Annotated in this window: 15 protein-coding genes; 7 read left to right on the forward strand and 8 right to left on the reverse strand. The window is 41.7% G+C overall.

Annotated elements, in window-relative coordinates; all coding sequences use genetic code 11:
• Positions 1-1,581: a dihydrolipoamide acetyltransferase family protein gene (locus ACFQZS_RS09395; protein ID WP_377099536.1), complete on the forward strand. Its 1,581-nt coding sequence runs from the start codon at positions 1-3 to the stop codon at positions 1,579-1,581.
• A 97-nt stretch (positions 1,582-1,678) separates the two neighbouring features.
• Positions 1,679-2,026, forward strand: a complete 348-nt coding sequence (locus tag ACFQZS_RS09400; protein ID WP_377099537.1) for a phosphoribosylpyrophosphate synthetase — start codon at positions 1,679-1,681, stop codon at positions 2,024-2,026.
• A 69-nt stretch (positions 2,027-2,095) separates the two neighbouring features.
• Here the strand turns inward: ACFQZS_RS09400 and sucC are convergent, their stop codons facing one another.
• On the reverse strand, positions 2,096-3,289 hold the full coding sequence (gene sucC, locus ACFQZS_RS09405; protein ID WP_377099539.1) for an ADP-forming succinate--CoA ligase subunit beta: 1,194 nt from the start codon (positions 3,287-3,289) through the stop codon (positions 2,096-2,098).
• 220 nt (positions 3,290-3,509) lie between these two features.
• Between sucC and ACFQZS_RS09410 the strand changes: the two genes are divergently transcribed.
• From ACFQZS_RS09410 to ACFQZS_RS09425, 4 genes are read left to right on the forward strand one after another with little or no spacing between them, the layout of a single operon-like run.
• A complete protein-coding gene (locus ACFQZS_RS09410; RefSeq protein ID WP_377099541.1) occupies positions 3,510-4,169 on the forward strand; it encodes an ABC transporter ATP-binding protein in 660 nt (219 codons plus the stop codon).
• Positions 4,169-4,486: a hypothetical protein gene (locus ACFQZS_RS09415; RefSeq protein WP_377099542.1), complete on the forward strand. Its 318-nt coding sequence runs from the start codon at positions 4,169-4,171 to the stop codon at positions 4,484-4,486. Before ACFQZS_RS09410 ends, ACFQZS_RS09415 begins: the two co-directional genes overlap by 1 nt.
• Positions 4,476-5,093: an HAD family hydrolase gene (locus ACFQZS_RS09420; RefSeq protein WP_377099544.1), complete on the forward strand. Its 618-nt coding sequence runs from the start codon at positions 4,476-4,478 to the stop codon at positions 5,091-5,093. Before ACFQZS_RS09415 ends, ACFQZS_RS09420 begins: the two co-directional genes overlap by 11 nt.
• Before the next feature lie 21 nt (positions 5,094-5,114).
• On the forward strand, positions 5,115-6,671 hold the full coding sequence (locus ACFQZS_RS09425) for a S41 family peptidase (protein ID WP_377099546.1): 1,557 nt from the start codon (positions 5,115-5,117) through the stop codon (positions 6,669-6,671).
• Between the two features lies 1 nt (position 6,672).
• Here ACFQZS_RS09425 and smc read toward each other — a convergent pair whose 3' ends face one another.
• Complete coding sequence (gene smc, locus ACFQZS_RS09430) at positions 6,673-10,215, reverse strand: chromosome segregation protein SMC (protein WP_377099548.1); 3,543 nt, start codon at positions 10,213-10,215, stop codon at positions 6,673-6,675.
• A gap of 141 nt (positions 10,216-10,356) precedes the next feature.
• Between smc and ACFQZS_RS09435 the strand changes: the two genes are divergently transcribed.
• Positions 10,357-10,794, forward strand: a complete 438-nt coding sequence (locus ACFQZS_RS09435; protein ID WP_377099550.1) for a hypothetical protein — start codon at positions 10,357-10,359, stop codon at positions 10,792-10,794.
• Here the strand turns inward: ACFQZS_RS09435 and ACFQZS_RS09440 are convergent.
• The 6 genes from ACFQZS_RS09440 to ACFQZS_RS09465 form a co-directional block, all read right to left on the reverse strand.
• Positions 10,766-11,170, reverse strand: a complete 405-nt coding sequence (locus tag ACFQZS_RS09440; RefSeq protein WP_377099552.1) for a hypothetical protein — start codon at positions 11,168-11,170, stop codon at positions 10,766-10,768. The two genes, ACFQZS_RS09435 and ACFQZS_RS09440, sit on opposite strands and share 29 nt — an antisense overlap.
• Positions 11,171-11,250: 80 nt before the next feature.
• A complete protein-coding gene (gene topA / locus ACFQZS_RS09445) occupies positions 11,251-13,593 on the reverse strand; it encodes a type I DNA topoisomerase (RefSeq protein WP_377099553.1) in 2,343 nt (780 codons plus the stop codon).
• Positions 13,594-13,757: 164 nt separating this feature from the next.
• The gene (gene mnmA, locus ACFQZS_RS09450; protein WP_377099555.1) at positions 13,758-14,846 is read right to left on the reverse strand and encodes a tRNA 2-thiouridine(34) synthase MnmA; all 1,089 of its coding nucleotides are present in this window, start codon (positions 14,844-14,846) and stop codon (positions 13,758-13,760) included.
• Between the two features lie 292 nt (positions 14,847-15,138).
• The gene (locus ACFQZS_RS09455) at positions 15,139-15,891 is read right to left on the reverse strand and encodes a LytR/AlgR family response regulator transcription factor (RefSeq protein WP_377099557.1); all 753 of its coding nucleotides are present in this window, start codon (positions 15,889-15,891) and stop codon (positions 15,139-15,141) included.
• Positions 15,892-15,895: 4 nt separating this feature from the next.
• The gene (locus ACFQZS_RS09460) at positions 15,896-17,539 is read right to left on the reverse strand and encodes a sensor histidine kinase (RefSeq protein ID WP_377099558.1); all 1,644 of its coding nucleotides are present in this window, start codon (positions 17,537-17,539) and stop codon (positions 15,896-15,898) included.
• A gap of 166 nt (positions 17,540-17,705) precedes the next feature.
• The gene (locus ACFQZS_RS09465; protein ID WP_377099560.1) at positions 17,706-17,915 is read right to left on the reverse strand and encodes a hypothetical protein; all 210 of its coding nucleotides are present in this window, start codon (positions 17,913-17,915) and stop codon (positions 17,706-17,708) included.
• Between the last annotated feature and the right edge of the window lie 72 nt (positions 17,916-17,987).

Genomic DNA, 17,987 nt, shown 5'->3' on the forward strand with positions numbered 1-17,987 from the left:
ATGGCCAGATACGAGCTGTTATTGCCAAAGATGGGTGAAAGTGTTGCAGAAGCAACAATAATTAAGTGGGTTAAAAACCCGGGCGATTATATTGAAGCCGACGATGCGGTAATTGACATAGCAACCGATAAAGTAGACTCAGAGGTGCCTTCCCCGGTATCGGGCACACTGGTTGAACAGCTTTGCAAGGCTGATGATGTAGTTCAGGTAGGGGCTGTTGTTGCAATTATTGAAACAGACGAGCCGAAGGAGGAAGAAACACCCGCACCTGTTGAGAGCGAACCCCAATCAAAATCTGGCAGCGCTAAAAAGAAATCTGCACCTCAACCTGAGCAGGAAATAACTGAACCGGTGGCCACAGAGCAAACAGAGCAGTCAATTCCGGGAACTGATTTGTTGGAACAGGCGCAGACTTTGCTGCCACAGCGCTCCCCGAACGAACCACAACGTTTTTATTCGCCATTGGTAAAACATATAGCTTTCCAGGAAAAAGTGGGCGTGGAGGAGCTTGACCGCATTCCGGGAAGCGGATCTGACGGGCGCTTAACAAAAGACGACCTGTTAAATTATTTAAGGATAAGAGACAAAGATAAAGTTGCTGCAGACGCGCCGCCTACGTCGCCTGCGGGTTATGAAATAGGGGTTGATGTAACCCCCGTAGTGGAGTTGCCGAAAGTTGTTGAACCGGAACCAGAACCAGAACCGGAGCCCCAGCCTGAACCAGAACCAGAATCGGAACCGGCGGTTGCAGCAAAACCGGAAGTTAAGCCTGTGGCAGAAACGGCTCAGTCGAAGAAAGAGGAGAGCGCTGTTAATACCGAAGAGGAAGAGCCTTTAATGGAAGCACAGGCTCCGGCAGCATCCTTTTCTGGTACAGACGAAATAATTGAAATGGATCGTATGCGCAGGCTTATTGCCGAGCATATGGTGATGAGCAAGCATACTTCACCGCACGTAACATCATTTGTTGAAGCAGATGTTACTAACTTGGTTATGTGGCGGGATAAGATAAAGAATACCTTTGAAAAGCGCGAAGGAGAGAAAATAACCTTTACGCCTATTTTTATTGAGGCGGTTGTTAAGGCTATAAAAGACTTCCCGCTTATAAATTCATCTGTAAACGGAACGCAGATAATACGCAAAGCCGCTATCAATATCAGCATGGCTACAGCTTTACCAAATGGAAACCTGATAGTTCCGGTTATAAGAAAGGCAGATGAGCTTAACCTTTTAGGGCTTACCAAGGCCGTTAATAACCTGGCCACAAAGGCACGTAATAACAAGCTACAACCCGACGATGTGAAGGAAGGTACATTCACTATAACCAACGTAGGTACGTTTGGTAATCTGATGGGTACACCTATTATTAATCAGCCGCAAGTAGCCATCTTAGCGCTTGGAGCTATAAAGAAAAAACCCGCTGTATTAGAAACACACGAGGGAGACTTTGTAGTAGTAAGGCACATGATGTTCCTTTCATTATCCTATGATCATAGGGTAGTAGACGGTGCCTTAGGCGGATCATTCGTTAAGCGTGTTGCTGATTACCTTGAAAATTGGGATATCAACCGCGGCATTTAACCTTTTGCTTATAAATTGCTTGTTGTTGCAAACAAGTACTTCGCGTTTTTAGTTTAATGTATGTGCGTTAAGCGCAAATTACTTAAACTATTTTACCATGGAAAATTACGAAACCTTAGTGGATGCCACTAATGATTTAATGAAAAAAGGATATACAGCTAATCTTAGTATTGAAGGTGATACGGTTGACGATAAATCGCGCGATATACATATGACAGCCGACGATTTTTCAATTGATGAATTTTACCGTTTTGAGGGGCAAAGTAACCCGTCTGACATGTCTATTGTTTATGCGGTAAGTTCGCCTAAATATGATCTGAAAGGTTTGATAGTTGACGCCTACGGTACTTATGCAGTGGATAATTCATCTGCTATAGGGGCTAAGTTGCATCATTTTATGATAAGCCATAATTTGCATAGTAGCGACAGGCCAACGGCATCGTAGACAATATTATTAAACAAAAAAAGCGATGAGTATTAAACCCATCGCTTTTTTTATTGAAGTATAGCCTGATTACTGAGCTAACACTTCTTTAACTCTTTCTGCAGCTTCTTTCAACAATATTGCTGAGTAAACTTTCAGTCCTGAGTTATCAATTAGTTCCTTCGCTTCTTTAGCGTTTGTTCCTTGTAAACGTACGATGATTGGAACGGGAATATTTCCTATTTCCTGGTAAGCGTCTATAACACCTTGCGCAACACGGTCGCAACGTACAATGCCGCCGAAGATGTTGATCAGGATAGCTTTTACGTTCGGATCGCTTAATATGATATTAAAACCGGCCTTAACTGTTTGCGCGTTAGCAGTACCACCAACGTCAAGGAAGTTAGCAGGCTCGCCGCCGGCTAATTTAATAATATCCATTGTTGCCATTGCTAAACCTGCACCGTTAACCATACAACCTACGTTACCATCCAGTTTAACGTAATTAAGGTTTGATTTGCCTGCTTCAACCTCTGTAGGGTCTTCCTCGGCGGTATCGCGCATAGCAGCAAAATCAGCATGGCGGTATAATGCGTTGTCGTCAAGGTTTACTTTAGCGTCAACTGCTAATATTTTATTATCAGATGTTTTTAACACCGGATTGATCTCAAACATTGATGAATCGGTAGCCTCATAAGCTTTATATAAAGCAGCGATAAATTTGGTCATATCCTTAAAGGCATCACCAGATAAACCTAAGTTAAAAGCAATTTTACGGGTTTGGAAACCTTGTAAACCAACTTTGGGGTCAACTTCTTCTTTAAATATCAAATGAGGAGTGTGTTCAGCAACTTCTTCAATATCCATACCACCTTCGGTTGAATACATAATAATATTGCGGCCGGCAGCCCTGTCTAATAAAACACTCACATAAAACTCTTTGGTTTCACTTTCGCCGGGATAGTAAACATCCTGTGCCACTAATACTTTGCTCACCAGTTTGCCTTCCGGCCCTGTTTGCGGAGTAACAAGCTGCATGCCTAAAATAGCACCTGCTTTTTCTGCTACTTCATCCAGATTTTTAGCAAGCTTTACGCCTCCGCCTTTACCACGGCCACCTGCATGTATCTGAGCCTTAACCACAACCCAGCTTGAGTTGTAATCTTCTTTTAACTTTTTAGCTGCTTCTACGGCCTGTTCAACAGTATCGGCAACTATGCCTTCCTGAACTCTAACACCAAAACTTTTTAGTATGGATTTACCCTGGTACTCGTGAATATTCATGTTTTTAAGCGGATTTTGCGGTAAATCTACAATTTTATAGCCACAAAAATTGCGTTTTTTGCATAATTTGCTTGTTACAATAGGTAAGTTGAATGTTATAAGTTCTGAGTTATATGTTTTATGTGTAAGTTTTAGAAATATAAGCAGCTATAATACCCCGATACTTACAACCTGCAACTCAGAACTTACAACATACAACAATAAGCGTTACCTTTGTACAATGTTAAAAGCAACTGCCATACAGAAGGCATACGGACAGCTCAGAATATTAAAAGGAGTTGATATTGAGGTAAGCAAAAGCGAGATAGTTACTATTGTTGGCGCATCAGGCGCAGGTAAAAGTACGTTGCTGAATATCTTGGGAACGCTGGATACACCCGACGCAGGACAGCTGTTTATAAACGGTGTAGAGCTTAATAAATTAAACAACAAAAAACTTAGCGACTTTAGAAACAGGCAGATAGGTTTTATTTTTCAGTTTCATCATTTACTCGCCGAGTTTGATGCGTTAGAGAATGTTTGTATCCCGGCATTCATAGCCGGTACGCCCAAGGCAGAAGCAGAAAACCGCGCAAAGGAATTGTTAGACATGCTGGGCCTTAGCTCCAGGATAAACCACAAGCCAAACCAGTTATCGGGAGGGGAGCAGCAACGTGTTGCTGTTGCCCGGGCTTTGATCAATAAACCCGCGTTGATATTTGCAGATGAACCATCAGGTAATCTTGACTCAAACAACGCGCGCGAACTGCATGAACTTTTTGTTAAGCTGCGTAAAGAGTTTGAACAGACCTTTATTATCGTTACGCATAACGAAGAGCTGGCTAATATATCAGACCGTAAAGTTTTTATGAAAGATGGTTTAATAGCGCAATTAGCTTAATGGCAAATATTTTAATAACTGAGGCTCTTTCTGCTAAAGCACATAAAATAAAAAGCGAATATGCCGCGAACGGCGTACCCATTATTATGGGCGATTTTAACGATGTGCCTGTTGTAATGCTAAAATCAGGTGCGATTAAAAATCTGCCGAGGCCCGACTCAGTGGCCTATCCCCACCAAATACTTACGTTTTGCCTGGATAATAATGTGAATACCGTGTTTGTGTTAAACGAGCACGAAATTAACGCGTTAGAGCCCGCACTGCAATTGTTTTTTGAGTATGATATTGACATACAATTAGTTAAAAATGACTTATAGCGATATAGATAAACGAAAAACCGCATTTATATTTGAATTAGATAAAGTTATATATCCTGAAAAGGATTATTTGTTCCAGATCTACTATCTGTTTGCAAGCGCAATAGAATATACCGATCTGATAGACGCCAAAGTGGCAACCGATTTAATGGTGTCTACGTATTTAGAGGAAGGTAATGAAGTTGTATTTGATAGGGTAAAAGAGAAGTTGGGTGTAAATGAGAAATACCGGAAAAATTTTCAACATTTATTATTGACCGCTAAACTTCCGCTTAAATTATTAGTCTATAGGAACGTTTTAGATCTGTTGCAGGAAATTGTTGTTGACCGTAAAAAGATATTTATTGTCACCAACGGCAATCCTCAGCAGCAGCTTAATAAAATTAGGCAGATAGAATGGAACGGCCTGGAGCAATACTTAACCTGCTATTTTACTGAGGAAAGCAGGCCAAAGCCCGAAACTGACGCGGTGGAACAATTGATGAACGAACATAGTTTAAACAGACGGGATATACTGATGATAGGTGCAACTGTTTCTGACAGCTTATGTGCCGAAGCTGTGGGAATTGATTACACAGATGTAAACGTCTTTTTAGCAAGTAATTAGAATTAATCTTAACTTACATTTATGAGGAAAGTATTAACGTTTGCAGCGCTATTCATTATGGTTGCTGCTACATCGTGCAAGAAAAACGGAGCTGAACCGGACCCTACAACTCCGGTTGCGCCTGCTGTTAAGCCTTCTGCCTTTGATTTGATGCGTGATTCGGTTTTTCTTTACGCTAAAGAAGCTTATTACTGGAACGATGGTTTACCTGATTCTGCAGCCTTTAAGCCGCGAAGCTTTACAGGTACCAGCGATCTTAACGCTTTAGCAAAAGAGGTTGATGCCCTGTCGCAATACAAGATCAATCCGGCTACAGGAAAACCATATGAATATTATGCGTCTTCACCGGGTGAGGCAAAGTATTCTTTTATTGATGGTGGCGAAACCTCAACTGAATTGGGTGGAGCAAAAGCTGATTTTGGTTTCGCACCGTTATATATAGCTGTTGATGATCTGCGGATAAAATATGTCTATGCCGGCTCCGCGGCCGGATTAGCAGGTATAAAAAGAGGATATAAGGTTATCACAATAAACGGCAATAGTAATATTACATATGACAATGGCGGCACGCGTACGCAATTTGTTGCTAACGCGTTTTTCAACAGTAATTCTATAACATTGGTTTTAGAAAGGCCTGATTTTACGCGTTTTACAACTACATTGAACGCGAGCGGTTACACCACAAACCCGGTAATTAATTATAAAATTATTGATACCGGCAATGGGCATAAGGTGGGTTATTTTGTGTTTGCCTCATTTACTTCTCCCGCTAATGCTACAGCAAAACTTGACGAAGCGTTCAATTATTTTTCGTCAAATGGAGTAACAGACCTGGTAGTTGATCTGCGATATAATGGTGGTGGTTATGTGTCAACCGCAGAGTATTTAAGTAATTTAATAGTGCCTGCAGCAAAAAATAATACGGTTATGTATAGCACATATTTTAATAATATTTTAACCAGCGGCAAGGCGAAGTTGTTAGCTAACCAGGTACGCCGCGACCCTACCACCAACCAGAAATATAATTACGCGCAGTTTGATTATACAGTAGAAGGTAATGCCGTTCCCTTTTCAAAAAAAGGGTCGCTTAATCTTAACAGTACAAGTAACGTATTTTTTATTGTTGGCAGCGGCACCGCCTCAGCCAGTGAATTGGTTATCAACAACTTGAAACCGGTAGTAAACGTTAAGCTAATAGGTTCAACTACTTATGGTAAACCTGTTGGCTTTTTTGATATCAGGATCAATAAATACGAGATGTATATCCCTGAGTTTGAAACAAAAAACTCGCTGGCACAGGGTGGATATTACACAGGCATGGAGCCCGAATCTGCAACTTATCCTGGAAAAAAAGGTACCGATGATGTTAGCCGTGATTTTGGAGATCCCGAAGAAGCCTTATTTAAGCAAGCTTTAAATTACGTTAAAAATGGCACGTTTTCAGCGCCTCAACAACAGGTTTTAAGCAATAGCAAACTGGCCACTTTCTCTTTAGAGCAATCTGTTGACGCTGCAAAGGCATTGGATGCAGGCGGTTTCAGCGGAATGATCTATGATAAGCCGCTGAAGCTAAAATAAATTAATCAGCCAATTGCCTTATATCAACAGGCACCACGCGAGAGATACCTTGTTCAACCATTGTCACACCGTAAATTATATCGGTGCTGGCAATGGTTCTTTTATTATGTGATACAATGATGAACTGCGAATCGCTGGAGAATTTGCGGATGATGTTATTGAATTTATCAATATTGGTATCATCCAGCGGCGCGTCAACCTCATCGAAAATACAGAAAGGTGCGGGTTTAAGCAGGTAAAGCGAGAATAGGATAGCAGTAGCCGTAAGCGTTTTCTCACCGCCTGATAACTGGTTGATAGATAGTGGCCTTTTACCTTTTGGCTTGGCAATGATGTCAATATCAGATTCCAGCGGGTTGTGTGGGTCAGACAGCACCAGGTCGCAGGAGTCTTCTTCGTTAAACAATGAGCGGAACACATGAATAAAATTATCCCGAACCATTGTAAACGCTTGCATAAATTTCTCGCGGGCTGTGTCGTCAATTTCTTTTATTGTTGACAGGAGGGAGGCTTTAGCTTCTGCAAGGTCTTTTTTCTGATTTTGAATAAACTCAAAACGTTCATTCATCTCATTATAAGCTTCAACCGCCATGGGGTTAATGGCCCCAAAATCATCCAGTTGATTTTTTAACTTTTCCGTACGTGCGCGCAGTTCTGTTTCGTCCTCATCAGCCACTGCTTCATTTTCGGGCAGGTCCTGAATATCGATATTAAACTCTACCGAAAGGCGTTCCTTTAATGCATTTAACTCAATGCGCAGGTTGTTCCGTTTATCCCTAAGCTCCGCTTCAATAACCTCAGTATTTTCTTTTTTGCGTCGCAAGGCGCTTATCACTTCCTCAGCTTCGGTTATTTTTCCCCGTAGTTCATAGTACTCCCGTTCAGCTTCCTGGGTAGCTTTTTCCAGATCATCCTTTTGAGTGTACATTTCCAGCAAGGTATCATCAGACAGATCTGAATGTTGTAAATGCTGTTGTATAGCTTCCTTAACCTTCTCCATTTCTGCGCTGTTCTGGCGTATCCGCCCTTCCAGGCTTTCCTGTTGTGTGTCTCTATACTCAAGGTCTTTTACCAACCCGGAAACCTTATTCTGCTGCTGATGAAAGCGTATATTTTCCTGATTATACGCGTTGGCGTGTACGGTTACCGCCTCGTTTACTTCATTGAACGCCGCTTGCTTGTCCAGCAGTAATTCGGCTTGCGCTTGCTTACGTTCCTTCAATTCAACCAGCAAAGGTTGCAGGCCGGCCATTTCTTCTTTAATTCCGGCTACTCGCCTGGCAATGTCGTCCTTGCGGTTCAGGCTGGTTTCGATAAACGTTTCGTATTGCTCGCGGCGGGTTCTAACCGTTATTAATTCGGTAGTTAAGCGATTAAGTTCTTCCTGCCTTTGTTTAACCAGAGCAGCCTTGCCGGCAGCCTTTAATTCGGCCGATCGTGTTTGAAGGTCGTTGGCACGTGTTTTTAGTTCAAACAGGTCGATGTCAAGGCTTTTTATATCCTTAGCCAGATTTTCAAGGTTCTTTGCCCTGCCGATACGTTTACCTTCAAATAAACCTACTGAACCACCCGCCATGGTATATTTTGATTTGCTGAATTTGCCGCTTTGCGCCAACAGCACTATGCTATCAGGTAGTACGCTGTTATTTAACTCTGCCTCATCATTAACCAGGTAAACATTTTTAAGCAAGTGCTTACAAAGTGCCTGATACTTTTTCTCTACTTCGGTAACATTCAAAGCCGGTATACGTGTACCGTTAACCCCTTCTTTAAAAGGAATTATTTCTGCATCATCAGTATAATTACTTAATATAAAAAATTGCGCCCTGCCTCGCGATGAACTGCTTAACAGGTTAACCGCTTTTATTGCGTCATCATACGTATCAACCACATAGTGATTCATTAGCGGCTCAAGGTAGTTCTCTATGGCAACGCGATATTGTTCACGACAAAATAACACATCGCTGAACAGGGGGACGTTCTTTACCCAATCGCTGTTATTCTTTAAAAACCGGATAGATTCCGGGAAGCCTTCCAGATTGTCGACCAAACTTTTGGTAAGGTTATATTCATTCTGCTTGGCATCCAGCTTACGGCTTTCGGTTGTTATTCTTTCCTTAAGGGTTGTTAACTCTTCGTCTGTGGTGGCTATCTGCTCTTGCAAAGCGGTTTCGCGATCAACTTCATGGGCCACCTCGGCTTCCAGCTTTTCGGCGCGTTGCTCCAAATCGGCTACTACCTCATTAAAGTGAGATAGTTCTACCGTTTTGTTGCTGGCATCATCCATATTGCGCTGGCTTTCCTGCTGTAGCGCCTGCTCTTGTATCTGCAGTATGTCAATGTCCTTTTCTGCCTTGTAAACCTGGTTTTGCAGGCTGTTATTGATGTTATTCAGCTCGTTTAACTCATTGCGTGCAGCGGTTTGCTCTATACGGATATCGTCAGCAAGTGATTTTAACTCAACAACCTTTGCTGTTACTGTTTTTAAATTTTCATCTTCCTGTGCCTTTTCTTCTGACAGGCGCTTAATGTTATAAAGCACATGATCCAGCTGTTTACGGTCTCGGTCAAGCTCTTCACTCAGACGGCTTTCTTTATCCTGCTGAAACTTAAGCTGCTCGTTCTTTATCTTTTTCTCGCTCTCGTAAGCGCGTATCTTTCCGACAAACTCATTAGTGGCTTTTTGTTGGATGGACAGGTTTTTCTCTTTAGTAACACTTTCCAGCTTTTGCTTTTGTACATCAGCCTCCAACGTATCCATTTGTGTTGTGATGCCTGACTTTTCTTCGCGCTGTTTAAGTTCCTGCGCCTCAATGGTATTTAATGATTCAGCGAAAGAGGCCAAACGGAAGGAAGCCAGTTTTACGCTTAGTGTTTTGTATTCTTCTTTTAACCTGTAGTAACGTTCTGTTTTTTTGGCCTGGTTCTCCAGCATCTTCAGGTTCTTCTGGATCTCAAACAATAGATCTTCTACACGCTCCAGATCGGCCTCTGTGTCCTTTAACTTATTAAAGGTTTGTTTTTTACGAAGTTTATATTTAGAAATACCTGAAGCCTCTTCAAACAAATTGCGTCGCGAACCTTCTTTGTTGGAAATGATCTCCTCAATCATTCGCAGCTCAATTATCGCGTAAGAATCAGAGCCAACGCCGGTATCCAGAAACAGATCGGTAATGTCTTTTAAGCGGCATTGAACATCATTTAAACGATACTCACTTTCGCCGCTGCGGTATAGCTTACGCGTTAAAGTAACCTGCGAATATTCAGTAGGGAGAATGTTTTTGGTATTATCAAAAGTGAGCGAAACTTCGGCAAGGTTTGCGGCTTTACGGCTTTTGGTTCCGTTAAAGATCACGTTATCCATTTTCTCAGATCGCAGCGCACGCGTGCTCTGTTCGCCCAGTACCCAACGGATAGCATCAACCACGTTGGATTTGCCGCAGCCGTTAGGGCCAACAATGGCGGTAACGCCCTCGTTAAAGTTAATGGTGATCTTGTCGCCAAAACTTTTAAAACCCTTTATCTCTAATTGAGTAAGCTGCATTTATAGGTAATTCTGCCTTGTTTAATTCAATGGTTCAAAATAAAATAAAAAAATGGTTTAAAGGGAATTTTTGATCGGTTGAATGATTTTAAAACTGATATTTATGTTGTAAGTTGCATTTTATTAATGACCTTATTATTAATGAAAAGAATAGCCCTTGCATGTTTATTAGGTATTTCTGCTTGTACGATGAAAATGCCTGATCATAAAAAAGCGGAAAGCGTAGTCAGAAGATTTTTGGATAGTACTTACAACCATAAAACTGTTCAGATATTAGAATTTAAAGGTTTTACAACTATGGACGAATATCGCAAGCAACTAAAACAGGATATTATCCAATCAAATAAAAAATATGTTGGAATGTCTGATACAGACAAGCAAAAAATCTGGGGAAAAGTAGAAGCTATCTTAAAATCCGGGGACACTTATGGTTTAAAAGGGAGCAAGATTGTGTGTATGTATAAAGCTGATGGCGAGACGCATAATGCCGAATTTTTTATTGACACAGCATTTAAAAGCGTTTATCGTAGAACGGAATTAAAGTCGAAAACTACATTATCATCACCCCCGGTTTATTAACCAGCGGCAGCTTTATAAAATTAGAATCAACAATACTTTCGGGGAGAAAGATGAATTTTTTATCGAAGATCTGGGTGCCAATATAGTAGCTTACCCAATATTCATTATTTAAGCCAAAAGTGGCTTCATCAATAGGTTCAATCACTTTAAAAGCACTGCCCTCAACCACCGGGAACATATGCCTTAAAACAGAAGTTTTTACCTGCTCACCATCCTTTTCGCCGTAACCTTTTGATGTGATGAGCACGTTTTCAATGGGCTCCTTTTTTAGGTTGATCAGGTATACGTACCAGGTTTTCGCTTCAATGCTCTCGCCCTCCAGCGCAACCGCCACAGCTATATCCTTAACTTCGTTATCGGGGAGGTCTTTGATCATTTTTTAGGTTGTAAGTTGTAGGTTGCGAGTTGCAGGTTGTAAGTAATAACTACCTGCAACTCGCAACCTACAACTGCATTCTACTTTTTCTTCACAAACTTCTTACCGCCTTTTTTAGGCGCTTTGCTGTCGGCATCCGCTAAAGCCTTGCATTGTTCAAATGTTAGGGAGCTTGGGTCTGTTACATCCTTGGGTATTTTAACATTTTGCTTACCAAATTCTATGTACGGGCCCCAGCGGCCGTTCAGTATTTTTACGGTTGGATCTTCGTTAAACGCTTTTATCAGCTTTTCTGCATCCTTTTTACGTTTGGCTAGTATCAGTTCAATGGCCTGCTCCTCGGTAACATCATGCGGATCAATTTCTTTAGGTAATGATACAAAGGCGCTGTTATGGCTAATGTATGGCCCGAAGCGACCGATTGCAACCTTCATTACCTTGCCTTCAAATTCGCCCACGTTTTTGGGTAATTTAAACAGTTCAAGCGCTTCTTCCAAAGAGATGGTCTCTATGCTTTGCCCGGCGCGTAAACTGGCGTACAGGGGCTTATAATCCTTATTGTCGTCGCTGGCATTCTCGCCTATCTGCACAAATGGCCCGTAGCGGCCAATACGTACAGATATCTTCTGGCCATTCTCCGGGTGTAAGCCTAATTCGCGTTCTCCGGTGGCTTTGTCTGCCGTCTGGATGGTATTTTCTACATCCTGATGAAAGCCTTTGTAAAATACCGAAAGCATTTTAGTCCATTCTTCCAGGCCCTGCGCTATTTCGTCAAATTGTTTTTCAACCTTAGCGGTAAAGTTAAAGTCTACAATACCGTTAAAGTGCTGTACCAGAAAGTCGTTTACTACGGCACCTATATCAGTAGGAGAGAGCTTGCCTTTTTCGGCACCGGTAGTTTCTGTGCGCTCGTCTTTAGCTATACTCTTATCCTTAAGGGTCAATACCCTGAATTTGCGTTGCTTGCCCTCACGTTCCTCCTTCACCACATAACCACGGTTTTGTATGGTTGATATGGTAGGAGCATAGGTAGATGGGCGACCGATACCCAGCTCTTCCAGTTTCTTAACCAAACTTGCTTCGGTATAACGTGATGGCGGGCGAGAGAAGCGCTCTGTAGCTGTCATTTCCTGTAGATCCAATAACTGCCCTTTGGTTAACGGTGGCAACATGCTGTTTTCGCCGTCTTGTTGGTTATCTTCCTCTTCGTCGTCTGATTCCAGATAAACCTTTAAAAATCCGTCAAATTTCATTACCTCACCATTGGCTACCAATTCATCTTTACGGGTAGATATGCCAATTTTAGCCGTAGTTTTTTCAAACTGTGCCTCGCTCATTTGCGATGCTATGGCACGTTTCCATATCAATTCGTATAAGCGTTCTTCAGAACTATCGCCCGCAATTCTATGGTTATTGAAGTAAGTAGGGCGTATAGCTTCGTGTGCTTCCTGCGCACCTGCGCTTTTGGTTTTATAAGTACGGCGGTGATAGTATTTGTCGCCGTAGGCACTTGTAATTTCCTGTGAGGCAGCGTTTAAGGCCGTGTCAGATAAATTAACACTATCGGTACGCATGTAAGTGATATGCCCTGCTTCGTACAACCTTTGCGCCACCTGCATGGTGCGCGAAACAGAATAACCCAGTTTGCGGCTTGCCTCTTGTTGTAACGTTGAAGTGGTAAACGGTGCCGCCGGCGACCGCTTGGTTGGCCTTGTATCCAAAGAGTTGACATTGAATATGGCGTCAACACAGTCTTTTAAAAACTTCTCGGCATCATCCTGTTTAGCAAAACGTTCGGCCAGTTCGGCCTTAAAGGCTTGTTTACCTTTGCCAAATATGGCCACTATTTTAAAAGCAGCCTCTGAATTAAATTTATTGATCTCGCGCTCACGGTCAACGATCAACCTCACAGTGACAGATTGCACGCGACCGGCCGATAGGGAAGGCTTAACTTTTTTCCATAACACCGGCGACAGTTCAAAACCCACTAATCTATCCAGCACACGGCGCGCCTGCTGCGCGTTTACCAGGTTGTAATTTATTTTTCGAGGATTTTCTATAGCGCTTAAAATAGCAGGTTTTGTTATCTCGTGAAAAACGATGCGCTTAGTAGTAGCTTCTTTTAAGTTAAGCGTATCAAACAAATGCCATGATATGGCTTCTCCCTCGCGGTCCTCGTCCGATGCCAGCCAAACCATGTCGGCTTCTTTAGCTAATTTCTTTAACTCGCTTACTACCTGTTTTTTATCGGCAGGTACTTCATATTTCTGTTTAAAATTATTGGCTATATCAATAGCATCTTCAGACTTTACCAGATCGCGAATGTGCCCGTAGCTCGACTTAACGGTGAAGTCTTTCCCCAGGTATCCTTCAATAGTTTTGGCCTTAGCCGGAGATTCTACTATGAGTAAATTTTTAGCCATTAAAACAGTATTTTCTGCAAATAAAACATAAAGAACCCGAAACGCAAATTTGTATGGCGCTTTTATTTTAAAGAAGTATTAATTATTTGCAGAAAAATAAATGACTTTTATACTTTTTCGTAGATTTTTTTGGCAATAATGTAATAAAAAGAATATTATTCTATCTACATTAAAAAACCACCGCCTAAAAGGTCGTTCCCTTCATAAAAAACAGCAGATTGGCCAGGTGCCACGCCTGATACCATATGCGCGAAGTCTACCTTCATGTGCTCGCCCATTTGTACAATGTGGCTTTCGGCACCGGCGTCCTTGTAGCGTATTTTGGTAACTGCCTCAATTGGCTCGGTAATGGTGGCATATTTTATCAGGTTAAGGTCTTTTACCCAGGCCTGTTTGCTGTGCAGTTCATCCTCCGTACCTAAAACAACGGTGTTAGTGTGCGGATCAATCCGGGTAACAAACATAGGGTGCCCCAACGCTATGCCCAAACCCCGGCGCTGACCGATGGTGTAAAACGGATAGCCCTGGTGTTTGCCCACTATGGTGCCGTCTGTAAGCACAAAGTTGCCTCCGGCAACTCTTTCCTCCAGCGCGGGTACTTTGTGGCGCAGAAACGCTCTGTAGTCGTTATCGGGGACAAAGCAAATTTCATAGCTTTCGCTTTTGCCGGCCAGTTCTATCTGCCCCATATCTAAAGCCATTTGCCTTATCTCAGGTTTTGAAAAGCTACCCAAAGGGAATTTAGTACGCGCCAGGTTTTGCTGTGATACGCCCCAAAGTACGTAGGATTGATCCTTATTCTCGTCTTTACCTTTGGATATTACATAGCGGCCGTTGTCCTGCAGGCGGATGTTAGCGTAATGGCCGGTGGCAATAAATTCGCAATCCAGCTTATCGGCGCGTTTTAATAGCGCCTCCCATTTAATATAGGTATTACATAGCACGCATGGGTTAGGGGTGCGGCCCGCCAGGTACTCGTCAACAAAATTATCAATAACAAAATCGCCAAACTCATTGCGGATATCCAGAATATAATGCGGGAAGCCATAACCCACCGCCAATGCGCGGGCATCATTAATACTATCCAGGCTGCAACAGCCTGTTTCTTTTGAGCTGCCTCCGGCAGATGCATAGTCCCATGTTTTCATGGTAAGGCCAATTACCTCGTACCCTTGCTCATGCAGCATTACTGCCGCTACCGAGCTATCAACCCCGCCGCTCATGGCTACTAATATTCTACCGTGCTTACTCATTATTTTGCAAAGATAGTGATTAGTTGATTAGTGGTGATTTTGCTGAGTTAATTTGGCTTTTGGGTGACGGTTGAGGGTGGGTGAGGAGTGAGTTGTATTTTGATTAGTATGGTTGGAGATTTATTTGTAGCGTAGTAGGAGTGATGCTACGCCCTGCTAAAGGTTGCCCTACGTATTTAATGTATTGGCTTAAATAACCTACCTAAATATTTGACTAACAATGTTGTTTTCCTTAAAGTTAATCTGCCGCGCATCCAAATTTTTTCTCGGATAGGATTTTAACCTGAGTGCCTTACCTCAGCGATCTATTCAAAGCCATTTTAACTGCCTCCTTATTAGGGCGTGAAACGGGTACTTTGTCGCCATTGGTTAACACCAGCAATCCGCCATCTTCTTTTACCCAACTTTTTATATGTATGGCGTTAACAAGGTGGCTTTGATGTGTGCGAAGAAAACCTGATGGTTTTAACAGATCATCGTATTCTTTTAGCGACCGTGAAACCAATACCCTTTCCCCATTGGCGAGGTGGAAAAAGGTGTAGGAATTGTCCGCTTCGCACCGTACAATGTCGCTTACCAACACATAACGTATTTCATGTAATTGCGGTAGGGCTATTCTGGCACCTTCCCGGTCGCTGTTGCGCACATGGCTCAGCAAAAAATCAAGCTGTTTACTTTTCTCCTTGATTTTAAGCTTTTCCCTTGCTTTGTTAACGGCAAGCACCAGGTCGGCAATGGCAACCGGTTTTAATAGATAATCAAGCGCGGCAAACTTTATAGCATCTATACCATATTTATCATAGGCGGTGATGAAGATCACCTCAAATTCCTTTTTTGGCAGCAGCTTTAAAAAATCAAAGCCCGTTGTTTCGCCCATTTGTATATCTAAAAACACAAGATCAGGCGATTGCTCATTGGCAAGTGTAACTGCAATTTCTATAGCTGTCGCAGTACCCACAACTGTTACATCAGGGCAGTATTGCTGTAATAAAATCTGCAGATTTTCGATGTTATGCAACTCATCGTCAATAATAAGTGCTTTCATCAACTTACAGCCATTGGGTTAAAATTATAACAACTGATGTTTTTGATGCTGTGGAAGTGATCTGCAGCATTGTAGGGCATTCTTTAAAGGTTTGATTCAATAAATCTATCCTTTTTTTGCTCAATTTCAAACCTAAACCGCTATGGTTCTTATTAGCATCAAACCCTTTTCCGTTATCTGTAATGGTTATTTTTAGATCGCTACCTTGTTTTGTAAAACTTATGTTTATGTCCCCCGTCCCTTTTAAGGGCATTACGCCATGTTTTACCGCGTTTTCTACAAAAGGCTGAACCAGCATTACCGGAATCTCTATGTTATCATTTACACCCTCATCCGCATCAACCTGGTATTGAAAGGAAAACCGCAGCTGCTCCATGGCCAAATAGTCGTTTAACAGGCTGATTTCTTCCCTTATACTTATAGTTAGGCTATCGTTCAACACGTGCCGGGTTAAGCCGGCAAACTTGCTGAGGTAATTATTGGCCTGCTCCACTTCGTTTTTATTTATTAAACTTTGGATACCGCTTAATGCGTTAAAAATAAAATGCGGGTTTAAATTTGCCCTGACCATGTTTAAATCGTTTCGCGCAGCATCGGCCTGTAAATCTGCCAGCCTTAATTTTGCCTTGTTTTTTTTTCTTATCAGATAAATAATTGGCAACGCAATGCCTGCAATTATAAGTACTACTATAATAATTATAACAACCAGCTCCCCGGTAGAATATACATTTGGTGCCTGTAAAACTTTAAGTGAGAATTTAGTGATTTGCGTTTTGCCGTTTTTTAATTGTTCAAGCGATAGCTTTCCGGGTGCTATTATCACTTCATAATCGCCGGGTTGTCTAAAATAGTTAAAGCCGATATCGAAACCGGGAGTACCCTCGTAGTCGTTGTTGTATAACCAGGCGTTGCTCTGCAATACGATCCGTTCCCCATCTTTACTACGTTGAACTACATATATATTATAAATAAAATCCAGATCCGTTTTTTTCATAGACAATGAAATGGATACGTTGTTTCCATGGTCTGTTATTGTAGCGCCATCCTTAATAGCCGTGGTTTTAAACTTATTATAGGTTAAACCATTATAAGTTATCTTTTTGTCCTCGTTTAGGGTAGAAAGTGATATTTGAAGCAGCTGTGCGGGTTTTATTGGCTTATTATAAATAATAACTGTTGTCACTTTATTTAGGTCGGTAAGGCAGTATATTCTTAATGTTACTTTTTTACCGGCCGTATTATTTATACCAAAATTCATAGTGGCATATCCCGGGTGCGCACTCCATTTGTTCCATTCAAAATCTACCTTGGTTAATTGTTGGTTTAATGCTATAACAGTGCTGTCGTTCTCTGTGATGGAATAACGATAATACTTTAAACTGTCTTTGTAAAGCCTTGTAGTAACCGTAACCGTTTTGGCCCCCTCTAAAAAAACTACATTGCCTAAAGGATCATTAGTTATGTAGTTAAACGGGCTTATAGATTTGGTATTTTCATCGGGCTTCAGAAAAATCTGAATTTTGGAGTTTAATGAGCTAACGCTGTAGTTGTTTATTTCGCCGTCTACATCCCTGACAGGGCGTTTTTCCTGTGCTAGACACACTGATGCAGCTAAAAAAGATAAGAAGAAGGTAAGTAAGGTTTTCATGTCTGTACGTTTAATTTTCATCAAACTTGCCGCAAATACTTTTTTTAAAAAACATAGAAGTTGAAAGTAGCTGCATCAGACTAACATACGTGTGTATCGGGTTTGAATTGTGCGTACAGGCTTGCAGCCTGAACACACAAAAATTATGCAAGACGCTTAATTCTAACTACCGCATAAACCAATGCACATAACTGCAACTGCTACATACAAAGCAGGTAGCTGTACTGCCCATCCATTCTACATTAAAAAAAGTTTGGGTAGGAGAATGCAACTGCTCTTTACGTACATAGAAGGTTTCGTTTTTGCAAAACATACAAATGAGTTGCTTGTCGTCAATTTGGTAAGGCTTTGGCTCTTCGGCGCTAAATAGTCCCATATGTGATTTAGATTATGATAGCTATTGGATATTTAAATGATTAATATGTTACAAAGGTGTGTTGTTCTGTAT

The organism is Mucilaginibacter calamicampi, assembly GCF_042676765.1.
GTDB classification, from domain to species: domain Bacteria; phylum Bacteroidota; class Bacteroidia; order Sphingobacteriales; family Sphingobacteriaceae; genus Mucilaginibacter; species Mucilaginibacter calamicampi.